The following is a 26,148-nucleotide window of genomic DNA, read 5'->3' as shown; positions in this document are numbered from 1 at the left end:
TAATTAATTTAAATGCAATTAGATAAGTTTTGCGTTCCGTATCGTTATATAATTCATTCTTTGTAGAATACAAGAAAAATCTTATTATAGTATTAGTATCGTTAAAACAATTCTTAAAAGCTTGAGTAATTATTTTTTTCAAACGTTAGAATTTAATTTTTAGCGGCAGTGTCTAACTTTTCGTAAACTGAATTATTTGATTTATACTCAGGAACGATTTCTTTTATTAGTTGGACCGTTTGATAATTGTTGTGATTTTTGTTTGATAAACAAAGTTCTTTAATTTTTGTTTCAACAATGGTATAATCGATTAATTGATTCTTTGCTATCATAATCTTTTCATGATATGTAGGACTAGTATTTTCACCATCAGCTAAGAGTTCTTCATACAGCTTTTCTCCAGGTCGTAAACCGGTAATTTTTATATCTATATCATCAGGAAAGTTTAAGCCTGATAAATGAATCATTCTTTTAGCAATATCATATATCTTTACAGATTTCCCCATGTCAAAAATATAAATCTCACCACCATTTCCCATTGTTCCAGCTTCTAAAACTAATCTACAGGCTTCAGGGATAGTCATAAAATACCGGGTAATGTCTTTATGAGTAACAGTTAATGGCCCTCCATTTTCTATTTGACGTTTAAAAAGAGGTATAACCGATCCATTAGAACCTAATACGTTACCAAAACGAGTAGTTGTAAATTTTGTTGTATGGTTATCAGAGTTACTTAAACAGCTTATATACATTTCAGCAACACGTTTTGTAGCTCCCATAACATTTGTCGGGTTTACAGCTTTATCGGTAGAAACCATTACAAAACGATCAACATTGTATTTTGTTGATAAATCGGCAATGTTTTTTGTTCCCCCGATATTTATTTTTACAGCTTCATAAGGACTCATTTCCATTAAAGGAACGTGCTTATAAGCAGCTGCATGAAATACTTTTTGAGGTTTAAACTCTTCAAATATCTCGTTCATTCTTTTTTTATCTCTTACGTCAGCAACTATAGAAGTGAAATTTTTACGCCCTTTTTGAATTAGTTCTTGTTGAAGATCATAGAGAGGAGATTCAGCTTGATCTATTAGTACTAAATGTTTGTGATTATAAATACTTAATTGACGAGAAATTTCAGAGCCAATTGAACCAGCAGCACCTGTGACTAAAATAATTTTATTGTTGACTTCCCTTTTAACAATAGGGTTGTCAATAGAAATAGGTTTTCTATCTAGTAAATCCTCAATTTTAATTTGTTTAATTTGATTCGCTTCTAAATCACCATCAATCCATTTTGATAATGGAGGAACAATTTTTACGTCAACACCTAAAGCTAATAAGTTATCAGTAAGGTATAATAGTTTTTCTGATTTAATATTTTGAATAGAAATAATTACTTCGTCAATTTTTTTTTCTTTAACAAAGTTCTTGTCTATTCTTTTTCCATCATAAATCTTAATTCGATCTAACTTTTTGCCTACCTTTTTGTGGTCATCATCAATGAAGCCTACAACTTCATACTTGTTTTTTGTGTCTCTATTTAAAGCACCATAAGTAATCAAGCCAGAGTCTCCAGCACCATATATTAAAACATTCGTAATAGACTTAAGTTCTGTAGAAACAATTTCATAAAAAGCCTTAAAAATAAAACGACTAATTACTAGAACAAGTACAGAAATCAAATAATGAATAATAATTATTGATTTAGGAATTGTAAAATTAGGAAATATATTTAAAGCACTGTTAAATAAAACAATACATGTAATAATAAATGAAAGTAAAGTAACACCTACAAATACATTAAAAGCATCTCTTGTTCCTGTGTGTCTAACTATACCTTTATATGAACCAACAATTAGAAAGCTAATAAGGGCTATAGTAGCTATAAATGGAAGTTGTTTGTATAAGTTGTTAACATCAAAGTTTAAACTAGCATTGAAACGGACAGTGTAGGCTAAAATGAATGATATACAAACTAAGACGATATCTATAATTAAAACAAGCCATCTTGAAGCGTACTTATCAAAAGCTTTTAAAAACAAACCTCTAATCATTGATGATTTTTGTTAGTAAGTAAAATTACGAAATATATAATAAAAACTTAAAAAAATGTTAAATCTTCTTCATTTGTTGTTTCATCATTTGCATTTGCTCTTTAAGCATTCCATGCTTATCTAGCTTTTTAGCTTCTGCCATTAAGTTCGTAGCTTCTCTCTTTCTGCGTTTAGTCATTGCTATACCAGCTAACTGTAATTTAGCCATAGCTAAATCATGATCCATAGCTAAACCTAATTTAACAGCTTTTTTTAAATACTTTTCAGCTTGAGTTATGTTCGTTTGAGACAACATAATTCCGTGTAAGTAGTTATAGTAACCTTCTTGCTTTTTCGTTAAAGCAGCAGAAGGATTTTTAATATATCCTAACCATTTTTGAGCTCCAGCAAAGTTTTGTTTACGTAGCTGTAAAAAGGCCAAAAGAATAAATTCGTTTTTAAAATAAAATAAAATAAACAGCCCAGCAAGTAGAAGTATAGATATACCGTTCATGATGTGCCCTTGTGTAAATTCATACACTGACCATACAGTTATTAAGGTAGCTAATACTAATTTTATATTTTTATTGAACATAATTGTTTTTCTTTTTGTCGGTTTGCAAAAATACATTTTTTTAACAGAAAAACTGCCAAGTTACTTCTTGTAATACTTTTTATTCTTTACCCAAGCTAGAACTCCTAAGATACTAACAAAAGCTATAGAGTAATATACTGAAGTTGGGGTGATTACTTTATCACCACTAGCATACGAATGTAGTCCTGATAAATAGAAGTTTACCCCAAAGTAAGTCATCATAATAGAAGCAAAAGCTATAATTGACCATAAGTTGAAGGTATATCTTCCTCGTAAACCTGGAATTAACCTCATGTGTAAAACAAAGGCATATACCATAATTGAAATTAAAGCCCAAGTTTCCTTAGGATCCCACCCCCAGTAGCGTCCCCAACTTTCGTTAGCCCACATACCTCCTAAAAAGTTACCAATAGTAAGCATTACCAAACCTACGGTTAATGCCATTTCATTAATAACAGTTAGTTCTTTAATATGTAGATCCATTTTCTTTTTATTCTTTTCATTAGTGAAAATGATTAAGAATAAAGAAAAGATTCCTAAAATCATTCCCATAGCAAATGGACCATAACTAGCTACAATTACAGAAACGTGAACATATAGCCACCAAGAGTTTAATACAGGTTGAAGGTTGGCAATCTCAGGGTCTAACCAGTTTTGATGCGCAAACATTAAAATAACTGAAACTAAAAATGTGGTAGCAGCAATAGTTAATGAAGATTTTTTTCCTAGAATTAATCCAAACAACATGGTAGCTAAGCCAACAAAAATAATAGACTCATAAGCGTTACTCCAAGGAGCATTTCCACTGATATACCAACGAGCAGTTAGCCCAAGGACATGAAAGACAAATATGAAAATTACAATTCCTATTAAGACTTTTACAATATTGTTAACCCACGGTTTGTTGTTGAAGATCTGTAAGAAAACAAATACTATTAAAAGCAAACTTACATACCCGTAATACTTAGAAAGCTTAACAAAAATATTTAGTTTGTTATATGCTATTTCTAAATCAATTTTGTCTTTTGCAGGAATAACTTCTGAACCGAATTTTCGTTGGAACTTTTTAATTCCGTCTAAAACTTTGTTGGTTTCTGTGTAATTTCCTGATTTTTTTGAAGCTTGTAATAACTGTAAGTATACAGGTAATGATTGACGTACAAAAACAGAGTCTGTTCCTTTGAAATTAGCTTGTAGTGTTTCTGGTTGAGATACCCATTTGTTGTTTTCATCATTTGGGATAGGGTAGATGCGCAACATACCACCTCCTAAAGCTTGAGATAATAACCAAACTCTTCGTTCAATCTTTATAATATCTTTTTCAAACTTATTTTGAATTTTCTTCTTTTCAGCTTCAATTACTAATTTGCTAATTTTGGAAGATCCATCTTTATTGTAGAAATCAATAAAACGAGCATATTCAGCATCTTCAGGTACACCTAAAATTTCTCTAACTTGGGTGTTTCCATCTTCTAAATATACAAAAGGAACATTTAGCCAAAGCATAGGGTTTTCTGTAATAGAAAGTAAAATTTGACTCGGGTCTAAATCTTTGAATTTATCTACATGCGCTACTTTTCTAACTAATTCCGATGCAAAAGTATGAGCAGGTTTCATGCGTCCACCAGCATCTTGAATAACTAAAGAACTAAACAAAGCAGCGTGTTTGTCATCTACTTTATTAGTTGTTAAAATAGAATCAATTTGAGCTTCAGTAATTTGTTTTGGCTCATGTGTTTGGTGTTGACCAAAACTAACTAAAGAAAATAACAAAGCAATAACAGATAGTTTAGCTTTTTTATTTCGGATTTTTACTAATGATTGTTTTAAATCATCAAAGCGAGTGTTTTTGACAAACAACGAAGCTACCAACCCGAAGAATAATAAAAAGTATCCGATATAGGTAATCCATGTACCCCAGAAATCGTGGTTTACCGATAAATGTGTTTGTTCGTGCTCTCCCTCAATTTTATAACTCGATTGGAAGAACTTATAACCTCCGTAATCTAAAATATGATTCATAAAAATTCTATAATCGAAAGTTTCATTAGGTGCTATTACGGTAATTTCACTAGCATAAGCAGCAGCACTTTCCGAACCAGGATACTTTTCTAACTGAAAGTCATTTAGTTTTATACTAAAAGGAGTTTGTAGTAATTTAGAACCATACCAAGCTCTAAAGTTTAATTCACCAATACTAAATTGTTGTTGGTTATCAACATTAAACTTTCCACCGTAAAACTCAACACGCTTAGTTTCTCCGTTAGCAGTAACATCAAAAATTACAGTGTCATATTTTTTATCGTCTTTTTTACCTCTTACAGTTTTTATTTCTCCTTTCTCTGGAGATTTAGGAACTACAAATTGTAGACCATTTACATTATGAAGTGTTAGCAGTTGAAAGTGTTGCGCACTATCTTTAACTATTAAACCTTTTTTCTGGTCAGCCATTCTAAACCAATCACCATCATTTTTAGAAAGCATTTTTAAGCTACCATCTTCATAAAAGAAGTTAATTGAAGCCGCTTCTTTATTAGGAGCTTCAAAACCTACTAAAATGTTATGAATGTTCTCTATAGTTCCTTTTTTAATGTAGTGTTCATGTCTACTTCCGTCAGAACTTTCTACAAAAAACAAGTGTTCAGTTCCGTTTTCATCTAAAACCATTTTTGTTTCAGACCAAGGAATATAGTCCACTAAATTAAAAATAACTTCATGTTTTTTTCCTCCTTTTTCAGGTTGGAAGTTTTCTTTAAAGTTTACCGAGTTATCTCCCCAAGCAGATAAAAGTAACTTGTTAGCAGTGGTTTTTTGAAACTCGCTATTATCAATTATTACATTTAAATATGTGTGTTCTGAATAAAATTGGTTGGTTGTTTCTCCTTCGTCAATAACCATTAAACCTTCATAACTAATATAACGAGTAATACCAGCTCCAATTAAGATTAAAAGAAAAGAAACGTGAAATAACAATACTGACCATTTTTCTTTTTTATATAACCTGTACCTAAAAATGTTTCCGAAAAAATTGATAACAAAAAACACCATTATTAACTCAAACCACCAAGTGTTGTAGATTAGTGCTTTAGAAGTTTGTGTTCCGTAATCGTTTTCAATAAAAGTTGCAACTCCCATGGCAATGGCAAAAGCAAAAAATAAAACGGCCATTAAACGGGTAGAGTAGAGGGTGTCTAAGATTTTTTTCATCAGTAAATCTGCTAAGTATAAAACGACGCAAATTTACGGATTAAAGCTTTAATCGCCTTATGAAATCAATCATTTTTAAAAGGTAAAATGTTAAATTTATGAAGGTTAATTTCCAATACGTTCTCCCATTTTAACAAAGGTTTCCATTCTGTTTTTAGTGTTAGCTAAAATATCTTCGTCAATAGTGATTTTTGAGCTATCAACCAATAATACAATAGTAGACCCTCCAAAAGCAAAATATCCCATCTCATCACCTTTTTTAACCTCCGTATTTGGGGTGTAGGTTTCTATGATGCTTCCAACCATCGTAGCGCCCACAGGGGCAATGATAATATCTCCTTTGTTGTGTGTTTTTAAAGTGCAGAATTCTCTTTTGTTTTCACAGAATACTCTGGTGAAGTTAGCAGCTAGGGCATAAGGTGATACTGAAAAATAACGTCCTTTAATTTTTGTTACATTAGAAGGAATTCCGTCGTAAGGGAAATGGTAACGATGATAATCATTAGGAGCCAATCGAAGTATAATTAAAGAATCGTCTTTATGCTTTGTGGCTAGTTCTTTGTTGTCTAAAAATTCTTCTAAGGTGAATTTTCTCCCTTTAACAAAGAAGTTTTGAATATCTGAAATATTTTTAAAGGCTAACATTTTTCCGTCACCAGGAGAAACAAAACCTTCTTCAATAGGGCGAGCGTCAGATTTTAACTTTCGATAGAAAAAATCATTAAAAGAAATATAATCTTCTGAAGGTCTTTCAGCTTCGCTCATGTCAATTTGAAGCTCTCTAACAAAACTGTTTATTTTGTTAATAGAGTTGGGTTTGTTCATGAGTTTACCGTACCACGATGATAAAAATTTACGTTTAACCAATGGCAATAAAGCCATTTTACCAAACGGATTGTTGTATAGCAATTTTAAGTACCCTTCACCAGGAGGGTTTTCGGTAATTATTTTACCTGTTTTTCTATCAATGAATTTTATTTTCATAACTCCATTATATCAATAATTGTTGGAGAAGAAAAGCTAGTTTTTAAAGGTCTAAAAAATATTTTATCTTCTTCAAAAGTTGGGCTGCTGAATTTATATAAACTATTATAAGTTGATTGATTTCCTGAACTATTATCTATTGAGAAGTCTTTGTAAACCCCAATATATTCATCATTTTTTTTGTCAAAAAAGCCATACCCCAAGCGATTAGAGTAGTAAAGTTTATTTTCAGATAATTGTGTAATCTTAACTGTTTCTTCATCAAATTTGACTAGTTGACCTAAAGAGTTTCCATAATCTTTTAAACAAATTATATCATTAGAAGAGTTTAAGCTTGGTTTTGTGATTGAGAATTCTTCATTCTTAGTGGATAGTTTTTCGATTGAATAATCTGTTAAACTAACTTTTGATAAATCGTAAGGAGCTGTAGAAGAGAATATGAAAAGGTAATTATCTTTTATTATATGGGAAGAAATAAAAGAATGGTTAAAAGATGTGTTTAAGTCTTTTATTTGGCCATTAATAGGGTTTATTTCTATTAAGTGGTGTTTGGAAGTGTTAGTGTTGTTTGTATTTTCACTAACTAGACCAATTAGAGTATTATTTGTGGGATTCCAATTAATAGCAGTTATTCCTCCTGTAATAGTTGATGGCAAAGTTAAAGGAGTTAGGTTTGAAGTTTGTGTATTTAAGTTATAAGCTAAAAGGCTATGTTCAGGATTGTTTGAGAAGTCAATTAAGTAAATAAAGTCATCTCTTTTTACAAAGCCATACATACTATTTTGTGAAGGGTTCTTTATGGGTAGTTGACTAATAAAGTTGATAGTGCCAGTATTGTTACCTATTTTAAATAGTTTGGCGTTACTGTTGTTATATATCAAATACTCATAATCGTCTATAATAGCGTTGAAGTAACCAATTTCAATAGGGGTTTCTTTATTGTATGTTAATTTGATAGGGTTCCCTCCTTTTTGTACTTTTTCATGTACGATAGCTTTTATCTTAGTAGCTGATTTTTGAACGAGCTTTGCTTCAATGTCAAGTAAGGTTACTTTTATACTAGAAGGGAAATTTTCTCCATAAATAGTAATTGTATCACCAATATATCCAGTTTCTGGAGTATATGATAAAACTGAAGGAACCTTTATTTCGGTTTCGTTTTGACTACAAGAAAAGATAAAGCTTACTAGGTTTAATATTATTAAAAAGACTTGCTTCCTCATTGAATTTATTTTATTCTTCGGTACTATCAATTAAAATAGTTAACATGTCAATAGCAGCTTGTGCAATTTTAGTTCCAGGACCAAAAACACCTACGGCACCAGCATCAAACAAGAATTGGTAGTCTTGTGCAGGAATTACACCACCAACAATAACCATAATATCTTCACGGCCATATTTTTTAAGTTCAGCAACAACCTGAGGAACTAAGGTTTTGTGTCCTGCAGCTAATGATGAGATACCTAAAATATGTACATCGTTTTCTATAGCTTGTTTGGTAGCTTCTTGCGGGGTTTGGAATAAAGGGCCTATATCTACATCAAAACCTAAGTCTGCATATCCTGTAGCTACTACTTTAGCCCCACGATCGTGACCGTCTTGTCCTAGTTTAGCTATCATAATACGTGGACGACGTCCTTCTAACTCAGCAAATTTATCAGCTAGTTCAGTAGCCTTTTTAAATAATTCGTCATCTTTTATTTCTTTACTATACACGCCAGATATGGTTTTATGTACTGCTTTATGACGTCCGAAAATAGTTTCAAGGGCGTCAGAAATTTCACCTAAAGTGGCTCTATTTCGAGCAGCTTTTACAGCTAAATCTAGTAAATTTCCTTCACCTGTTTTAGCGGATTCAGTTAAATCGCTCAATGTTTTATCAACTTCAGCTTGATTTCTTTTTGATTTTAAATCGTTTAGTCTATCAATTTGAGATTGACGAACGGCTTCGTTATCAACTTCTAAAATATGTAAAGGGTCTTCTTGTTCTAGCTGATATTTATTAACACCAACAATAACATCTTGACTACTATCAATTTTGGCTTGTTTTATAGCAGCAGCTTCTTCAATACGCATTTTAGGAATCCCTTTTTCAATAGCCTTGGTCATTCCTCCTAATTCTTCAACTTCTTGAATTAATTCCCAAGCTTTGTTGGCGATTTCTTCGGTAAGTTTTTCTACATGATAACTACCTGCCCAAGGATCAACCGTTTTTGTAATATGGGTTTCTTGTTGTAAATATATTTGTGTGTTACGAGCAATGCGCGCTGAAAAATCAGTAGGTAAGGCAATTGCTTCGTCTAAAGCGTTGGTGTGTAAACTTTGTGTTCCTCCAAAAGCAGCAGCCATAGCTTCAATTGCAGTACGAGCCACATTGTTAAAAGGATCTTGCTCAGTTAAACTCCATCCACTAGTTTGGCAGTGAGTTCTTAATGCTAACGACTTTGGATTTTTAGGGTTAAATTGTTTTACCAATTTAGCCCATAACATTCTACCTGCACGCATTTTGGCAATTTCCATAAAATGATTCATTCCTATAGCCCAGAAAAAAGATAGGCGAGGAGCAAAGGTGTCGATATCCATTCCTGCTTCCAATCCTTTTTTTATGTATTCTAATCCGTCAGCTAAAGTGTATGCTAATTCAATTTCTGCTGTAGCACCTGCTTCTTGCATGTGGTACCCAGAAATAGAAATTGAATTAAACCTAGGCATATTTTCAGAAGTATATCTAAAAATATCAGCAATAATTTTCATTGAGGGAGTAGGTGGGTAAATGTAAGTGTTACGCACCATAAACTCTTTTAATATATCGTTTTGAATAGTTCCTGATAATAATTCAGGAGCTACACCTTGTTCTTCGGCTGCTACAATATAAAATGCCAAAATTGGTAAAACGGCTCCGTTCATAGTCATAGAAACCGACATTTTATCTAGCGGAATCTGATCGAACAAGACCTTCATGTCTTCAACAGAATCAATAGCAACTCCAGCTTTTCCAACATCACCTTGTACACGTTCATGGTCTGAGTCGTACCCTCGGTGTGTAGCTAAATCAAAAGCGACCGATAATCCTTTTTGACCTGCAGCTAAATTTCTACGGTAAAAAGCATTACTTTCTTCTGCAGTAGAAAAACCTGCATATTGACGAATTGTCCAGGGTCTACGAACATACATAGTGGAGTATGGTCCACGTAAGTTAGGAGCGATACCTGCAACAAAATCTTCGTGTTTAAAGCTTTTGTTTTGCTGTTCTTGGCTTTTGTCTATTTGTATGTTTGATATATCTTTTCTACTCATTTTCTAAACGTTCTTGTTCTAGCTTTTCGGCTAATCGTTTTTGTATAATAGGTTGAATTAGGGTTTTTTCATTACGAATTTTCAAGAAAGGAGAAACTTCTAAATCGTTTTTCATTTTATCTTCTTCGTTTTGAATTTTGTTTGTGCCAAGTAATACTAACTCTCCTGAATCGAATAATTGTTGTTCTTTATCCGCAGTTTCTTTTATTTTTCTTTGGATAACTCCTTCTTTTAGTTGTTTTAAAAAACCACCACCTTTCTCTATTAACTTAAAAACTTCTAGTGCTTTTTGAGCAAGTTGTTGAGTGATTGTTTCGATGTAGTATGCACCGTCAGCAATATTTTGAGCTTCTGCTAACTCACTTTCTTGTTGTAAAATTAATAGCTGATTTCTTGAAATACGTTCTCCAAATTCATTTGAGTGATGAAAAATTTTATCATAAGAGCTATTGGCTACTGTATTTGCTCCTCCTAAAATAGTACTCATACACTCTGAAGTTGTACGAAGCATATTTACATTATAGTCATATAAGGTTTTGTTACGTAAACTAGGTTGAGCAAAAATATGAGCAGTAGCTTTGGTGTTGTATTCGTTTAATAAAGAATCCCATAAAATCCTAAAAGCTCTTAGTTTGGCGATTTCAAAAAAGTAATTGCTACCTACTGAAAAATTAAAGTGAATATTGTTAGCAATTGAACTTCCGAAATGATTCAAATATTCATTTGCATGTGCAAGTGTGTATGCTAATTGTTGAACAATCGAGGCTCCTGCATTTTGATAAGTAGAAGCGTTAACACAAATGGAATTTTGAGTTACTTTTGCTATTTCTTCTAATTGGGTATGGTCATTTTTAAGATTAGAATACCAATTTCCTGAGCTAGCTAAGTGTCCTATAATATCAATGTTAAAAAAGCAATTGTCTGAGTTTGTATAATCAGCTAGTTCTTTAACGAATTCTGATGATAAAAAATCAAAAGTAAAGTAAAGTGTAGTTTTTTGAGTGTCAATTCCTTTTAATAAGGCATTGTAGTCAAACTCTTTTTTAGCAATGAATTCAATAGCACTAGCTCCTCTTTTAAGAGAGTCGATAGCAAACGCATTTGCTTTTTCTTCATCTTCAATATTGATAGATTGGCAAATGGTAAAACCTTGCTTGGAAGTTTTTACTCTAATATTAGTTCTATCTTCTTTAGTGTAAAAAGGTTTTACAGTAATACTCTCTTCAGTTTTCCATAAAAGAGTGTCGTTATAATCGGCACCTTTAAGGTCTACTTGTATTTTTTGTTTCCATTCTGCAGGGGTAACACCTTGAAATTCGTCAAATAAATAGTTACTCATTACTTTTTTATGGTATCAAATTCAATAATATAAATATCTTCATCTTCTTTCTTCATTAAGTACTTTTCTCTAGCATAGCGTTCTAGTTGAAGAGAGTCTTGTAGTTGTTGTATGGTTTTTTTGTCTTTCTTGATTTTTTTTTCATGATAATCAATCCAGCTTTTTAACTCATTAATTTCTTTATTAAACTCTCTATGTGTAAGGTAAGAATTTTCATCAAAAAAAAGCATCCATACCACAAATACAGTAAGTATAATCACATAAATATTAGTGGCTATTTTAAAGGAAGGTTTGTTTTTTATTGATTTAAAACTCATGTTATAAACGGTCGTTAATTACAGTTCTTACAATGTCTATAGCAACAGTATTATATCTGTCGTTAGGTATAATAATGTCAGCATAATTTTTAGTAGGCTCAATAAATTGTTGGTGCATTGGTTTTAAGGTGCTTTGGTAGCGGTTTAAAACTTCATCAACATCTCTACCTCGTTCTTTAATGTCTCTTCTTACACGTCTAATCAAGCGTTCGTCAGCATCAGCATGAACAAAAACTTTAATGTCACACAAGTTACGAAGTTCTTTGCTATTAAAAATCAAAATACCTTCAATAATAATAACTTTTCTAGGGTGTGTTTTTATAGTGTCTTTGGTTCTGTTGTGAGCAACGAATGAATATACCGGTTGTTCAATAATGCATCCGTTTTTTAATTCAGATAGGTGATCTACCATTAAATCAAAGTCGATTGCTCTAGGGTGATCAAAGTTTATCTTAGTACGTTCTTCGTAGGTTAGATTATCTGTTTGTTTGTAGTAAGAGTCTTGAGAGATAACGCATACTTCATCGGCAGGAAGTTCGTTAATAATTTGGTTTACTACAGTGGTTTTTCCACTCCCTGTACCTCCAGCAATACCAATAACAAATATATTTTTCATTAAGTTTTTGTAAAAATAGAGTTATGACAAATTTAGCAAATTAAGCGCATAAAAAAAGCGCTAACTTTTTGTTAGCGCTTTTAGTTTTTGAGCCGATGGAGGGACTCGAACCCACGACCTGCTGATTACAAATCAGCTGCTCTAGCCAGCTGAGCTACATCGGCGTTTGCTTTAAAAGCGTGGCAAATATATAATGTTTTTTGAAACTGAAAAAACTTTTTTTAAAAATTTTTAATGCTTGTTTTTTGCAATCGTTTAGATGGTTTTTTAAGTTGTTGAATTAGAGTTTGTTTTAACTTTTTTAGTGAGGTGGTTTTTTTTAAAAAAAAATAAAAGAAGTCGGGATGAGTGGATTCGAACCACCGATCTCTGGTCCCCCAGACCAGCACTTTAACCGGACTAAGCTACATCCCGATTTCACAAATATATTTAAAAAAGAAAAGTTCTAAGTAAATTTACTTAGAACTTTATCAAGAATAAATATTATAATGAGAGTGGTAGTTGATGAAACTACTATTCTTATGTATATATCATAAACGAGCTTAAAGGTTGTTTATTGTTTAAGCTGTTAAAGGTTTTCCTTTTAAACGTTTTTCAATACGTTGTTTTACAGCTGTTAAACGCTTCATTAAGTCCATTAACGTGCTGTCTTTTGTTTGTTTATATACCTCATTAATCTCTAGAATCAGAGCTTTTGCTTCTCTAGAGGCTAGTATTCTATCACTAGTAGTAACAAATTTGAATTTTCTGTTTTCAAATTCTTCTGCCTTATTGATTAATTCTGAATTCATAAATTTACCAATTTAATTTAAAATTTCTTTATTAGGTTTTGTCTGATAAAAGATATATGCCTAAAATAACTGGGGCGGCAAATATATGGGAAACTTTCTGTTTGCAAAGAAACAAGCTCATCAATTTGTTTTATTATTTAATAAGTTTTTCTTATAAGGTGAAAAAATCTTTTTTTACACTATCTTATATCAGTCATAAGTATTATCTATAAATGTAACGATTTTATTTTGTTATTTCAAATTATTAATAGAAAATTAACAGTTTTCACCTCTTTATTTAGCGATTTTTTAAGGAATGATGGTGTTTTGGTTGTAATACAGTATTTTTGTGTTAAGAGATATATAAATACCAATATGAAAAAACTATTATTGTTAATTTTTACTGTTTCAATATTGTCTTGTAACAGTCAAGGAAAAAGAGCTGTCTTGGGAGAGTCTGATTTTCAAAAAGAAATGAATACTAAGTTCAAAGACGCTTCTAGGTCACCACTTACCAAAAAAGGATTAAAGAAGTTTAAAGGATTAGATTTTTTTCCTATTGATAAAAAGTATACTGTAAAAGCAGAATTAGTAAAAACACCAGATGCGCCTATTTTTGATTTTCCAACGACGACCGATAGGGTGGTGATGTATAAAAAATATGGTGTTTTATCTTTTCCTATTGATGGAGAAGATTTTAAACTAGTTATTTATCAAGATGTAAATCCTAAGCCCGAATATGCAAATCATTTGTTTTTACCTTTTTTAGATAATACGAATGGTAAAACGTCTTATAAAGGAGGTCGTTTTATAGATATTTATATAACAGATATCCAGAAGGATGGGACTGTGGAGATTGATTTTAATAAAGCTTACAATCCATATTGTGCTTATAGTGATAGATATTCTTGTCCAATTACACCAAGCGATAATTATTTAGATACAGAAATTAAAGCAGGGGTAATGGCTTATAAGAAGCCTAAATAAATAAAAAGTCCTGCAAATTGCAGGACTTTTTATTTATTTAGAAGGAGGTGTTAGACCTTCTTCACTGTCTTGTTTGATAGCTCTAGTTAAAGATTCTAAATACGATTCTCTTACTTTTAACTTGGTCTCTTTATGTGCTTTCTTGTTTAGTTTAGAAAACATTTCTGCAACCTTTACAGCTGTTGGTAGTAAGTGTTCTTGAGGAACAACTTTATCTAAAAATCCAGCAGTAATAGCATCTTTAGGGTTATATATTTCAGAGCAGCTAACGCTTCTTTCAAAATAAATAGGAGATAAGCGCGCTTTTGCTATTTCAATTCCAGCATTGTGCATAGTCATACCTATTAAAACTTCATTTAGCCCAATTTTAAAATCACCTTCAATACCTAACCTATAGTCAGTAGATAGGAGAAGAAAAGCGCCCTTAGCCACTGCGTGTCCTGAACAGGCTGCAATTATTGGGTAAGGAAAAGAAAGCATTCTATGTGATAATTGCGATCCTTTAGTTACTAGTTCTAAGGCTGATTCAGGAGACTGTGTCATGCTTTTTAAATCATAACCTGCTGAGAATATTCCTGGTTGTCCTGTTAATATTACAGGTTTTTCTTCTTTTTCAGCTTTGTCAAAAGAGGTGTTTAAAGCATCAATCACTTCATGAGAAATAGCGTTAGCTTTTCCGTTAGTAATAGTAATAATTATGTGATTTTCTTCTGAATTGTATTGTATAAGTTCACTCATTTGTTATATAAATTTACTCACAAAGTGAGGTTTGTTTTAGGGGTAAAGTATTATTTAAATTGATTGTGCGTTCGTCCAAAAGTAATTAACAATGTAGATTCCTGCGAAAACAGCTAAAAATCCGATGATAAAGCTTGCTATAGTGTATAAAGCAAAAGAGGTAAAATCGCCAGACTTTAAAAAGATATGATTTTCATAAGCAAAGGTAGAAAAAGTTGTGAATCCACCACAGAATCCAGTAGCTAATAATAAAGTGTGGTTTTGAGTTATTGTTTCGTTTTTAGCAGCAAGTCCTAAAATAATTCCAATAAGTAAACTTCCAAGAATATTAGCTGCAAAAGTTCCGTAAGGAATTCCTGTTTGCGAACTGTTTAAGGCTTTTCCAATGATGTATCGTAATACGCTTCCTGCTCCGCCACCAATAAAAACTAATAATAATTGTTTCACAAAAAAAATTTCTAAGTTAATAGTTTGGTTTTGCTCTCATGTTGAAAGAGATATTGTAAGAATCTCTACAAGAGCTTTTTCATGTTATTGCGAAAATAAGAAAACCTCACAAATTTGTGAGGTTTTCTTTATATATAAATAGTATAACTGTTTATAGTTCTACATCATCGGCATCGGTCCAATTCCATTTTCCAACAATGACTCCGCTTTTTACTGTAACAATACCAGGGTTAGCTCTAATTACTGTTTTTAAAGCAGTTTCATCACAAAACCCAAAAGTATAAGGGAGTCCATATTCTTTTTGAGTTGCAGCTAAATCTTCAATATAAGAAGCAGTTAGTACATAAATTTCATAACCTTGTTCACTAGCTTGTTTAGCAACTTCAGAAACACCAGTAATACCTTCTTTTTCTGTTTTCTTGAAGTTAGACATGATAATAAGCATAGCTTTTTCTTTAGCAAGCATTTCTTCTAACTTATCTCCTTCATCTGTTTCAATCATGAAATCGTGTATAGGAGGAAGCTCATCGCTATCTTCTGGGTATTCCATTCCTTTAGCAATATCTGTTCCTATAGAATAAGCTCTAAAATCAATAATTGGTAAATGTTGTAAAACATAGTAACTAATAATGAGCGCTAAAAAAACAGAAGAAAAGGTTGTTATTGAAGAAAACTTATTTGAAATTAAAGGCTTAATGTGTTTAACACCTAAAATAAGAATAACAATAAAGATCATAAAAACAACATTCTTGTAAAATGTTTCTTTAGGGGTAAGTTTTAAAGCGTCACCAAAACATCCACAATCTGTAACTTTATTGTAAGTGTATGAATACCATGTTAAAAATAAGAATACAAGGTTTAAACCAAATAAGCTCCAAACGGTAAGTTTTGGTTTATAACCAACTAAAAGCATAATACCTAAAACCAATTCGGTAACAATTAAAAGAATTGAAAAAGGTAAAGCAAAAGGAATTAAGAATTCTAAGTTTAGTACACCGGCACTAAAGTACTCCTCAAATTTATATTGAGATCCAATAGGGTCTACTAATTTTACAAATCCAGAGTAAATAAAAAGAAGTCCTACAAGTACTCTTGAAATATGAGTTAACATTTTTAAAATCATATAGGGATGTTTTTAGGTTAATTATCTGATTCAGAAAGGTGAATCATGGCAAAAATAGCATAATTAATCATATCTTGATAATTAGCGTCAATTCCTTCAGAAACTAAGGTTTTACCTTGATTGTTTTCTATTTGTTTTACACGAAGTAGTTTTTGTAGAATTAAATCGGTTAACGAAGAAACTCTCATATCTCTCCAGGCTTCACCATAATCATGGTTTTTGTTTTCCATTAATTCTTTGGTAATCTTTATGTGCTTGTCATATAAATTAGTAGCCTCTTCAGTAGTTAAATCAGGTTGCTCAACAACGCCAAGCTCAATTTGAATTAATGCCATTATTGAGTAGTTGATAATGCCAATAAATTCTGATTTTTCTCCTTCATCAACTTTTCGTTCAGTATTTTCTTGTAATTGACGTATGCGTTGAGCTTTTATAAATATTTGATCGGTTAATGAAGGAAGTCTTAATATTCTCCAAGCACTACCATAATCACTCATTTTTTTTACAAACAAATTTCTACATTCTTCAACTACAGTATCATACTGTTTAGAGGTGTTCTGCATCTTTCTTATTTAAAAGTATTCGACCAAAAATAGTAAATATTACAAGCTTTTCATTTATTTTTACTTGGAAATTTAGCATGATGACAATTAATTGTAAAGGAACCTTAGTAGATTTAACTAAGCCTAAGGTTATGGGGATTTTAAATGTTACTCCTGATTCTTTTTTTGATGGTGGAAAGTATAAAAATGAACGAGATATTCTTGAGCAAGCAGAAAAGATGTTGAGTGAAGGAGCTACGTTTATAGATGTTGGAGCGTATTCTTCAAGACCAGGAGCAAAACATATTTCGGAAGAAGAGGAGCTACAAAGAATGCTTCCTGTTGTGGAATTGCTGATTAAAAACTTTCCTGAAATTATTATATCGATAGATTCTTTTAGAAGTAGAGTGGTAGAAGAGTCGATTAATGCAGGGGCAGCAATTATTAATGATATTTCTGGAGGAAAGATGGATGAGAAGATGTTTAAAACAGTGGCTAAACTTCAAGTTCCATATATTATGATGCATATGAAGGGAACGCCGCAAAACATGCAACAAAATCCACAATATGAAAATGTGGTTACAGAAGTGATTTCCTTTTTTGCTGAGCAGCTTTTTAAATTGCGTGAACTAAAGGTGAATGATGTAATTATTGATGTTGGTTTTGGTTTTGGTAAAACGCTCGATCAAAACTATGAGTTGCTTAAAAAATTATCACTATTCAAAAGTTTAGATGTTCCGATTTTAACTGGTGTTTCAAGAAAATCAATGTTGTATAAGTTGTTAGGTGTTACACCAAAAGAAGCTTTAAATGCTACTACCGTAGCTAATACAATTGCTTTGTTAAATGGTACACATATTTTAAGGGTGCATGATGTAAAGGAGGCAGTTGAGGCGGTTAAAATTGTGGGGCAGTTGTAATAAAATCCTTACATTTACTTATCAGGCAATTTATAATGCCTAAAAACTTGTTTTTAAAGTTAAAAAACTTCAAAAAATTAATGAATTTAGATTTTATCGACTTTTCGTTTCTTGATGTGTTAGATATTTTTTTAGTAGCAGTGTTGCTTTTCTATATATATAAATTACTAAAAGGAACTGTAGCTATTAACATTGTAATTGGAATTGCATTTATATTTTTAATATGGAAAGTTACTCAGGCTTTACACATGGAAATGTTGAGTGGAATTTTGGGTTACTTACTTTCTGGTGGTGTTATAGCATTGATTATTGTATTTCAACAAGAAATTCGTAAGTTTTTATTAATGATAGGGACGACTAATTTCTCTACTAAAAAAGGGTTTTTAAATCAGTTGAAGTTTCTAAAAACTGAAATTCATACAGAAACAGATGTTGAAACTATTTTGACAGCTTGTGTTAATTTATCAAAAACCAAAACGGGTGCATTGTTAGTGATAGAGAAAACAAATAATCTTGATTTTTTAATTAATACTGGTGATAAAATGAATGCTTTGGTAAATGAAGCAATTATTGAAAGTATTTTTTATAAAAATAGTCCGTTGCACGATGGAGCAACTGTTATTCGTGATAATTATATTGTAGCAACTCGAGTAATATTACCTGTTTCTAATAGTGCTAAGATACCTTCTAGGTTTGGATTACGCCATAGAGCAGCTATTGGTGTTAGTGAGAAAACGGATGCAATTTGTTTGTTGGTTTCAGAAGAAACAGGAGAGATTTCGTATATAAAAGATGGAGAGTTTGTGTTATATAAATCGTTAGAAGAACTCCATAGGAAATTAGAAAAAGATGTAATGGCATAAAAAAAGCTCGCAACTTGCGAGCTTTTTTATTTTCTGTTCAAAAAAGATTATTGAGCAGGAGCCATTTTAGATTGAATAGCAGTCATAACGCTATTGAATTTTTTAGCAGCTTCTTCGTCTAAGTTAGCAACGATGTCTTTAGCTTGTGTAGCTAATTCAACACCTTTTTTAGCTAATTCAGAGTTCTTTACTACGTCTCCTTTTGCTTCGATATAATCTTTAGCATATTGAGAATAAGACTGTAAGTATTCTCCTACTTTTGGGTCTTCAAATTCAGGAATTTCGATACCTTCGATTGCAGATTCTACAGCTTCAACAGCTTCTTCAGTAGCCTCTTTAGCTTCTTCAGTTGCTTCAGCAGCAGCTTCTTTAGCTTCTTCAGTAGCTTTTTCTACAGTTTCAACAGCTTCTGTTGTAGCGTCTTTAGCTTCTTCTTTAGTGTTCTTACATGATGTTGCTAATAAAGCACCAACTACAAATACTGATAAAATTACTTTTTTCATCGTTTATTGATTTTTAGTTTTTAAGATTGAATAACAAATGTACTATTTTGATTGATGTAAACAAATTTATTTACACCACCGTTTCACTATTAAACTGTTTTTCGTACAAATTCTTATAATAGCCCTCATGTTTTTTTAACAATTCTGTATGATTTCCTTTTTCAACTATACAACCCTTGTCCATAACAATAATCATATCAGCTTTTTTAATGGTTGCTAAGCGGTGTGCAATTACAATAGAAGTTCTGTTTTTTGTGATTTCGTCAGTTGCGTATTGGATCATTTGTTCTGAATGTGCGTCAACAGAAGAAGTAGCTTCATCTAAAATCAAAATACTAGGTTTGCTAACATAGGCACGTAAAAAGGCAATTAATTGACGTTGACCTGAAGATAACATACCTCCGCGTTCTTTTACGTTGTAATGATAATTATTAGGAAGGCTCATTATAAAATCGTGGATTCCAATTTGTTTGGCAGCAATTTTAACTTCTTCAAGAGAAATACTTTCATTGTTAAGAGTGATGTTGTTTAAAATACTATCAGAAAATAAAAATACATCTTGAAGTACTACGGCTACTTTTTGACGTAAAGAAGCTATTTTATAGTCTTGAACAGGGATATTATCGATAGATATTTCACCGCTATCTATTTCATAAAAGCGATTTATCAAATTAATAATGGTAGATTTACCAGCTCCTGTAGCACCTACAATTGCAACGGTTTGTCCTTTCTCAACACTAAAACTAATTCCTTTTAAAATTTCTTCTCCTTTAATATAGCTAAATCGTACATCTTTAAAATTAATAGTTCCTTGTATATTATTAGCAGTAATTGTTCCGCTTTTATCTATTGAGCTCTCAGTATCAATTACATTAAACACACGTTCTCCAGCAACAATACCCATTTGTAATTGATTAAATTTATCTGCTATTTGTCTTAAAGGTCTAAAAAGCATTTGAGCCATTTTTATAAAACCAATAATAGCACCAACACTTACAGTTTTATCTTCAACAACTTGTAACCCGCCATACCATACAATAAGTCCTATTGCAATAGAAGAAAGAATTTCAGCAATAGGGAAGAAGATAGAGTAGTACCATACAGTTTTAACATGAGCTTTTTTGTGCTTGTTGTTAATTTCAATAAAGTTTTTATACTCAATTTTTTCTCTATTAAAGAGTTGAACAATTTTCATTCCAGTAACTCTCTCTTGTACAAAACTATTAAGGTTTGCTACTTGGTTACGAACATCTTGAAAGGTGGATTTTATAGCTATTTGGAATAATTTGGTAGCGTAAATTAATACAGGTAGGGTTGCTAAAGCAATTAAAGCTAACTTCCAGTTTGTATAAAACATTACAATGATTACTACAATCATTTTTAATACATCACTAACAATCATAAAAACACCTTGTGTAAAAAAGTTAGCAATAGTTTCTATATCTGAAACAACGCGAGTTACCAATTTTCCAACTGAAGAATTATCAAAATACCCCATTTTAAATTGAAGTATTTTTCTAAAAGTTTTGGCTCTTATGTCTCTAATAATGTGTTGACCCACCCAGTTGGCGTAATAAATAAAGCTAAATTGAAAAAAGACTTGAATAAGTAACACAGCTATCATAGCAATTGTAAAATATAATAGCCTTGAAATATCTTTAGTTACAGTGAAATCGTCTATAGCTGTCATTAAAATGACAGGGGTTAGTACAGCAAAACCAGCTAGTAAAATGGTAGATAGTGCTGCAATTATAAATCGTACACGGTATTTTTTTGCAAAACTCATTAGTCGTGCAAAAATTTTAATATCGAATGCTTTTCCTGTTGTTTTACTCACTATATATATTCGTATTTTACTTTTGTTAAAAATAAACCTTTTGCAGGAACTGATACACCTGCATTACTACGATTTTTACTTTCTATAATTTTTTTGAAATCATTTACAGTTATTTTTTCTAAACCAACATCAATTAATGTTCCTACAATAGCACGAACCATGTTTCTTAGAAAACGATTGGCACTGATATGAAACGTTAATTCATTCCCGTTTTTAATCCATTCAGCATTAGTTACTGTACAGTTAAATGTATGTACATCAGTCTTTACTTTTGAAAAGCATTCAAAATCTTCATAGTCGTATAGGGTTGCAGCGGCTTTATTCATTAACTCTATATTTAATTGCTGATGATGTAATTGCCAAGTAGTATCTAGTAAAAAAGGGTTTCTACCTAACCAAATTTTGTACTCATAACTTCTGCTAAGAGCATCAAAACGAGTGTGGGCATCGTCATGTACTAATTGTGTTCTAAATATGACTATGTCATCGGGCAAAATAGCATTTAATTTATAAGAAAAGTTTTCGTTTACTGGAGTATCTACATCAAAATGAGCAAACATTTGTGAAGCATGTACTCCAGAATCTGTTCTCCCTGCACCTACAATGTTTACTTCTTTTCTTAAAATTGTACTGATTGCCTTATTTATTTTTTCTTGAACTGAAATTGCATGTGGCTGTACCTGCCATCCATGATAGTTTTTTCCGTTGTATGCTAATTCAATAAAATACCTCAAGAAGTGTAAATTTTTAAAGAGCTAAATTATAAAATTCTAATTTGAAAAGTGCTAGAGAGAAGTGTAAAATAATGTTTTTGAGTTTTATTAACATATGTTAACAGATTAACTGTAATGTTTGTGTTATTTTTGTCACCTTTATAGAAAATGATAGTGAATTCCCCTTTCATTAATATCCCCTTAGTATAAAGAAATCCATGATGTAATGTCGTGGATTTTTACTTTTTAATTCATTAGTTTTGCTTTAATGAAGAAGATTTTACTCCTTTCTGATACACATAGTTTTATTGATGAACAAATTTTAAAGTTTGTAAAGCAAGCTGATGAGGTTTGGCATGCAGGAGATATAGGTGATTTAAAAGTTACTGATGCAATAAAAAAGCTTAAACCACTTAGAGCTGTTTATGGGAATATTGATGATAAAGACGCTAGAGCAGAATTTCCGTTAGATAATAAATTTGTTGTTGATGGTGTTTCAGTTTGGATAACTCATATAGGAGGTTACCCAAATAAGTATAATCAAAGAGTTAGAGAAGAACTGAAAAAGAACACACCACAATTATTTATTTGTGGGCATTCACATATTTTAAAAGTTCAATACGATAAAAAACTAAATTTACTTCACTTAAATCCTGGTGCAGCTGGAAATCATGGATTTCATAAAGTTAGAACCATGTTGCGTTTTGAAATAGATAATGGAAGTATAAAGAATATGGAAGTTATTGAACTAGCTAACAGAGGTTAGCTTGCTAAGTTTTTTTTCTTTTTTAAGTATAGGAACCTTGATGTGTATAGAAGTGCCTACATTTACTTCAGATTTTATGGTTAATTTACCATCCATCATGTGAATTCTAGCTTCAACTTGATTAAGGCCAATACCATCAGAAAAAGAAGAAGACGAGGTAGAAAATCCTACCCCATCATCCTTAACGAGAACGGTTAGTTGATTATTCTCTTCTTTTAAATCTATTTGTGCATGTTTGGCTTTACTGTGTTTCAATATGTTATTGATTAACTCTTGAATCACGTTAAATATTTTTATTTCAAACTCTTGATTATATCTGTTGATGTTTTTTGCAGAAACATCTAGTTTTAATTGACTGTTAGAATACTTTTTAACGACGTCTTTAATAGCGTATTCAAGTCCGAATTTTAATAGAATTGAGGAAACCAAGTTATGAGATAAATCTCTAACTTTTTGCGAAGCTTCAGAAATTATAGCTTGTGTTTTTTCTATTTCTTGAGGAGTATCTCCGTCAAATTGTTTTTTTGTAGCTGTTAAATGCATATTAGCAGATGAAAGCAATGCACTAACATTATCATGTAATATTTCTGCAATGAGTTTTCGTTCAGTTTCTTTTCCGTCTATTGTAGCGTTAAGAATTTTAACTTGTGCTTCTGATTTAACTTTTTCAAGATTTTGTTGTTGTATAAGTTTACTTTCAGATAATTTAAGGCGTAGATTTTTCTGACGAAGTTTATAGTTATATATGATTACTCCCGAAATAATTAAGACTAAAAAACTTAAAGCACCAAAAAGCATAGAGGTTTTGGCTTCTTGTGCTTCTTCTAGTTTTCGTTGTTCTTTAACTAAATTAACCTTTTCTTTTTCTAAGTTTTCTTTATGATTTAAGGTAATCTCTTCTATTATTTTTCGTATTTCTTTTTCTCTTTGACTGTCTTCTATTTCATAGGATAACTCCTGATAATCATATGCTTTATAGTCTTTAAGGTTTCTCATTGCCCAAGCTAAATTATAGTATAAATTAGCTTTTATTTTTACGGCTTTTTGACTATTGTTGTCTTCAATAAATTCTATCCCACTAGAATAATATTCTTTTGCTTTTTCAAAATTTTTTAAAGAAAGATAAACGTTACCTAGGTTGTTAAGAGCACCAGATAAGTTTATATTATCATTATTGCTTTTATGAATGTTTACAGCTTTTATAGCATATTCTATAGCTTTATCATAAAGAGTATCTTTTAAATAAATACCAGATAGGTTATAATAGGAAATAGCTTTGAATTTATTAACACCATGGGAAAATGAACTCATATTTTCTAAGGTTCTATAGTAAGCGATAGCAGAATCTTTGAAGTTAATTGAGTTTTTAATATCCTTATTAATAATACTGTTTCTATGTTTTTTTTGGTATAAACTACCAAGTTGTAAATAAGTTTTACTAAGAAGTTGATTGCTGAGAGAGTCTTTATTAATTTTATCAAAAGTTAAATTTGAATCATTTTTCAAAGATGTCAACAGTTCTTGGTAATAGAAAAGTGACTTATCATAGTTGTTTGTATTAATATATATGTCTCCCAAAAGATTGGATACTTGGCGGAAAATTTTTTGTTCTTTATCTTTTTTGCTTTTTTCATAAATAGGTAAACATTCTTTTAAAGCTTCAGCATATTTTCCTTTTTTGTATTTATTTAGGGCGACCTCATATTTTTTTACATACAGAGAATCTTGATTATGTTTTTTTAAAAGCACATTTTTTTTATAAAATGCAAAATAACTACCTGTCTCTTTTCCAAGAGAATTGTGTATACTACACAGAATAAATAAAACCAGTAAAAAAGAAATTCTAAAAAAGCTCATCATTGGATAAAAATAACTCTTTTCTACACAAAAGTACTACCATCACCTATAACTACTTTAGGTTTTTCACTAATAGATTCTAATACTGCTCCTTTTGCAGAAACATTCTTATAGTTAATAAAATTAATTTTTAGAAGCTCATTTGAATCTATTCTTAAATCTCTTGAGAATTGTTTTTCGTCAGAGTTACCTTCAGATAAATGAACTTCATATACTTCTAAATCTTCATTATATTTAAAATCAGTAGCAACATTATCATTAACAGTAAAATCCAATTTGTATGTACCGTCACCATTGGATGTAATACTATAAGAGTTTAAAAACTCAGTAACACCTTTAGCAAAGGTAATATTTTCATCTTCTATATATATATTCTTTTGTTTGCCATTAGAAGCTTCTAAAAAACCAATTTTTAAATGATCGTTTTCAATAGAAAAATCATTTGAGTGTTTTGTAGCTGTTTTTTGTGGGGTTTCAGCTAAAATTATTTCTTTTGAGTTGTCTACATTAGTTACTGTAGTCACATCTGTGTTATCTGTTGTATTAAAATCAATAGAATAAGCACCAGTAGCATCTCTTTTAAGTGTATATGATTGTAATAAGCTTTCAGGATTATTCTCTATAACTTCCGCTTCGTTAGAAGAACAAGAAGCGAAAATAACACTAAGGCTCAAAGCTAGGAAATAAGGAGTAAATTTTTTCATGACTTATTGGTGTTTATTGAGATTAGACTTCTTTTTTTAAAAAAAATAGCGATGTACTTAGGATAGATGTTAAGAGACGGGGAACGATATCTCTTAGGGGATAAAAGAAAACAAAATGAAGGGGTTTTCTATACTATGTTAAATAACGCGTACATCGCTATTGGGTTTATTGTTATTAGCAGTAGTTGATTAGCGATGCATAAAGTGTATAGACTCGGGGGGCTTCTTCTTAATCTGGGGGACTAAAGAAAATTTGAAGGGTTGATTATGTCTTTACACTATTTTGTTTCTCACTGCATACATCGCTAAACCTACTACATTTTTTACTTTTAATTTTTTATATAAATTACTTCTGTATGTTTCTACTGTTTTTATACTGACATTGAGCTGATCTGCAATTTCGTTGGAGCTTTTCTCTTTAGCAATTAACTTTAATACAGCAATTTCCCTCTCAGTTAAATCTCCATGCAAAAACTCTGTTTCATCTTCGTCTTTTACATCTGAAGCATATAGGTCTAATAATTTTACTTTAATATCTTCACTAATATATTGTATACCGTTGTGTACAACTTTAATAGCATCAATTATTTGCTCATTAGCTCGACTTTTATCTACAAAACCATTAGCGCCTAACGCAATCATTTCTTGAACAAGTTTTGGGTCGCTTAAACTAGATAGTATTATTGTTTTAATTGTTGTGTTACGTTTTTTAAACGCTTTTAAAACTTCTATACCATCCATTTCAGGCATGTTAATATCTAAAACTAATACATCTGCTGTATTTTTAGAAGACCAGTTTACTACTTGCCTTCCAGTTAAAGAAAAACCCTCAATTTCAATGTCGTCTTCAGTATTTAATAAAGCAATGACTCCGTCTATTAAGATCTTATGGTCATCTGCTATGTGAACTTTTATCTTGTTGTAATTCATGGTTGTTATTACAGTTACAAATTTATGAGGTTAAAACAGTGTGTACAATACACAATA

The 26,148-nt window shown here is 31.1% G+C and carries 24 protein-coding genes and 2 tRNA genes; 4 read left to right on the top strand and 22 right to left on the bottom strand.

The window, feature by feature from the left end; translation table 11 throughout:
* Positions 1-152 precede the first annotated feature (152 nt).
* The 12 genes from VCM48_RS06875 to VCM48_RS06820 all read right to left on the bottom strand — a co-directional run bounded on the left by VCM48_RS06875 (position 153) and on the right by VCM48_RS06820 (position 13,182).
* Positions 153-2,057: a polysaccharide biosynthesis protein gene (locus VCM48_RS06875; protein ID WP_482272086.1), complete on the bottom strand. Its 1,905-nt coding sequence runs from the start codon at positions 2,055-2,057 to the stop codon at positions 153-155.
* Positions 2,058-2,115: 58 nt separating this feature from the next.
* A complete protein-coding gene (locus tag VCM48_RS06870) occupies positions 2,116-2,631 on the bottom strand; it encodes a DUF2892 domain-containing protein (protein WP_440122484.1) in 516 nt (171 codons plus the stop codon).
* A 60-nt stretch (positions 2,632-2,691) separates the two neighbouring features.
* Entirely contained in the window at positions 2,692-5,838 is a 3,147-nt protein-coding gene (locus VCM48_RS06865) for a cytochrome c biogenesis protein (RefSeq protein WP_482272085.1), read from the bottom strand.
* A 105-nt stretch (positions 5,839-5,943) separates the two neighbouring features.
* Entirely contained in the window at positions 5,944-6,822 is an 879-nt protein-coding gene (locus VCM48_RS06860; protein ID WP_274641118.1) for a phosphatidylserine decarboxylase, read from the bottom strand.
* Positions 6,819-8,045 (bottom strand): IPT/TIG domain-containing protein, encoded by a 1,227-nt coding sequence (locus tag VCM48_RS06855; protein WP_482272084.1) that lies wholly within the window; start codon positions 8,043-8,045, stop codon positions 6,819-6,821. The genes VCM48_RS06860 and VCM48_RS06855 overlap by 4 nt, the downstream gene beginning before the upstream one ends.
* Positions 8,046-8,055: 10 nt before the next feature.
* Positions 8,056-10,119 carry a methylmalonyl-CoA mutase gene (gene scpA, locus VCM48_RS06850; RefSeq protein WP_482272083.1) on the bottom strand — a complete coding sequence of 688 codons (2,064 nt, stop codon included), beginning with the start codon at positions 10,117-10,119 and terminating at the stop codon, positions 8,056-8,058.
* Positions 10,112-11,458: a methylmalonyl-CoA mutase subunit beta gene (locus tag VCM48_RS06845; RefSeq protein ID WP_482272082.1), complete on the bottom strand. Its 1,347-nt coding sequence runs from the start codon at positions 11,456-11,458 to the stop codon at positions 10,112-10,114. The genes scpA and VCM48_RS06845 overlap by 8 nt, the downstream gene beginning before the upstream one ends.
* Positions 11,458-11,775 carry an FtsB family cell division protein gene (locus tag VCM48_RS06840; RefSeq protein ID WP_121148165.1) on the bottom strand — a complete coding sequence of 106 codons (318 nt, stop codon included), beginning with the start codon at positions 11,773-11,775 and terminating at the stop codon, positions 11,458-11,460. The genes VCM48_RS06845 and VCM48_RS06840 overlap by 1 nt, the downstream gene beginning before the upstream one ends.
* A 1-nt stretch (position 11,776) precedes the next feature.
* Complete coding sequence (gene udk / locus VCM48_RS06835; RefSeq protein ID WP_047790269.1) at positions 11,777-12,382, bottom strand: uridine kinase; 606 nt, start codon at positions 12,380-12,382, stop codon at positions 11,777-11,779.
* A gap of 99 nt (positions 12,383-12,481) precedes the next feature.
* Positions 12,482-12,555 (bottom strand) — tRNA-Thr (locus tag VCM48_RS06830).
* A 175-nt stretch (positions 12,556-12,730) separates the two neighbouring features.
* Positions 12,731-12,805, bottom strand: a tRNA-Pro gene (locus VCM48_RS06825).
* Between the two features lie 146 nt (positions 12,806-12,951).
* Complete coding sequence (locus VCM48_RS06820; RefSeq protein ID WP_125066875.1) at positions 12,952-13,182, bottom strand: hypothetical protein; 231 nt, start codon at positions 13,180-13,182, stop codon at positions 12,952-12,954.
* A 354-nt stretch (positions 13,183-13,536) separates the two neighbouring features.
* Here VCM48_RS06820 and VCM48_RS06815 point away from each other — a divergent pair, with 354 nt between their 5' ends.
* Complete coding sequence (locus VCM48_RS06815; protein ID WP_482272081.1) at positions 13,537-14,148, top strand: DUF1684 domain-containing protein; 612 nt, start codon at positions 13,537-13,539, stop codon at positions 14,146-14,148.
* Between the two features lie 33 nt (positions 14,149-14,181).
* Here the strand turns inward: VCM48_RS06815 and VCM48_RS06810 are convergent, their stop codons facing one another.
* The 4 genes from VCM48_RS06810 to VCM48_RS06795 form a co-directional block, all read right to left on the bottom strand.
* Positions 14,182-14,886 carry a crotonase/enoyl-CoA hydratase family protein gene (locus VCM48_RS06810; RefSeq protein WP_482272080.1) on the bottom strand — a complete coding sequence of 235 codons (705 nt, stop codon included), beginning with the start codon at positions 14,884-14,886 and terminating at the stop codon, positions 14,182-14,184.
* A gap of 54 nt (positions 14,887-14,940) precedes the next feature.
* Positions 14,941-15,333, bottom strand: coding sequence for a fluoride efflux transporter CrcB (gene crcB, locus VCM48_RS06805; protein WP_274641123.1), 393 nt, complete (start codon positions 15,331-15,333; stop codon positions 14,941-14,943).
* A gap of 151 nt (positions 15,334-15,484) precedes the next feature.
* Positions 15,485-16,456 carry a BT_3928 family protein gene (locus VCM48_RS06800; protein WP_274641124.1) on the bottom strand — a complete coding sequence of 324 codons (972 nt, stop codon included), beginning with the start codon at positions 16,454-16,456 and terminating at the stop codon, positions 15,485-15,487.
* Positions 16,457-16,473: 17 nt separating this feature from the next.
* A complete protein-coding gene (locus VCM48_RS06795; protein WP_099213972.1) occupies positions 16,474-17,019 on the bottom strand; it encodes a DUF1599 domain-containing protein in 546 nt (181 codons plus the stop codon).
* Positions 17,020-17,099: 80 nt separating this feature from the next.
* Between VCM48_RS06795 and folP the strand changes: the two genes are divergently transcribed.
* Together folP and cdaA are read left to right on the top strand one after the other, a co-directional pair.
* Positions 17,100-17,918, top strand: a complete 819-nt coding sequence (gene folP, locus VCM48_RS06790) for a dihydropteroate synthase (protein ID WP_482272217.1) — start codon at positions 17,100-17,102, stop codon at positions 17,916-17,918.
* Between the two features lie 80 nt (positions 17,919-17,998).
* On the top strand, positions 17,999-18,781 hold the full coding sequence (gene cdaA / locus VCM48_RS06785) for a diadenylate cyclase CdaA (protein ID WP_125066882.1): 783 nt from the start codon (positions 17,999-18,001) through the stop codon (positions 18,779-18,781).
* 47 nt (positions 18,782-18,828) lie between these two features.
* Here the strand turns inward: cdaA and VCM48_RS06780 are convergent, their stop codons facing one another.
* From VCM48_RS06780 to truA, 3 genes are all read right to left on the bottom strand, one after another.
* Positions 18,829-19,284, bottom strand: a complete 456-nt coding sequence (locus VCM48_RS06780; protein WP_274641126.1) for a hypothetical protein — start codon at positions 19,282-19,284, stop codon at positions 18,829-18,831.
* A gap of 70 nt (positions 19,285-19,354) precedes the next feature.
* Positions 19,355-21,121, bottom strand: coding sequence for an ABC transporter ATP-binding protein (locus VCM48_RS06775; protein WP_482272079.1), 1,767 nt, complete (start codon positions 21,119-21,121; stop codon positions 19,355-19,357).
* On the bottom strand, positions 21,121-21,855 hold the full coding sequence (gene truA / locus VCM48_RS06770; RefSeq protein ID WP_482272078.1) for a tRNA pseudouridine(38-40) synthase TruA: 735 nt from the start codon (positions 21,853-21,855) through the stop codon (positions 21,121-21,123). Before truA ends, VCM48_RS06775 begins: the two co-directional genes overlap by 1 nt.
* A gap of 247 nt (positions 21,856-22,102) precedes the next feature.
* Here truA and VCM48_RS06765 point away from each other — a divergent pair, with 247 nt between their 5' ends.
* Positions 22,103-22,600, top strand: coding sequence for a metallophosphoesterase family protein (locus tag VCM48_RS06765; protein ID WP_482272077.1), 498 nt, complete (start codon positions 22,103-22,105; stop codon positions 22,598-22,600).
* Here VCM48_RS06765 and VCM48_RS06760 read toward each other — a convergent pair.
* From VCM48_RS06760 to VCM48_RS06750, 3 genes are all read right to left on the bottom strand, one after another.
* Positions 22,583-24,349, bottom strand: coding sequence for a tetratricopeptide repeat-containing sensor histidine kinase (locus VCM48_RS06760; RefSeq protein ID WP_482272076.1), 1,767 nt, complete (start codon positions 24,347-24,349; stop codon positions 22,583-22,585). The two genes, VCM48_RS06765 and VCM48_RS06760, sit on opposite strands and share 18 nt — an antisense overlap.
* A gap of 131 nt (positions 24,350-24,480) precedes the next feature.
* Positions 24,481-25,161 carry a hypothetical protein gene (locus VCM48_RS06755; protein ID WP_482272075.1) on the bottom strand — a complete coding sequence of 227 codons (681 nt, stop codon included), beginning with the start codon at positions 25,159-25,161 and terminating at the stop codon, positions 24,481-24,483.
* Positions 25,162-25,434: 273 nt separating this feature from the next.
* A complete protein-coding gene (locus tag VCM48_RS06750; RefSeq protein ID WP_482272074.1) occupies positions 25,435-26,091 on the bottom strand; it encodes a response regulator in 657 nt (218 codons plus the stop codon).
* Positions 26,092-26,148: the final 57 nt, after the last annotated feature.

This window comes from Tenacibaculum sp. DPLXC6, from assembly GCF_056815515.1.
Note: the sequence above shows the minus strand (reverse complement) of the source record. Positions and strands in the feature narration are given on the sequence as shown.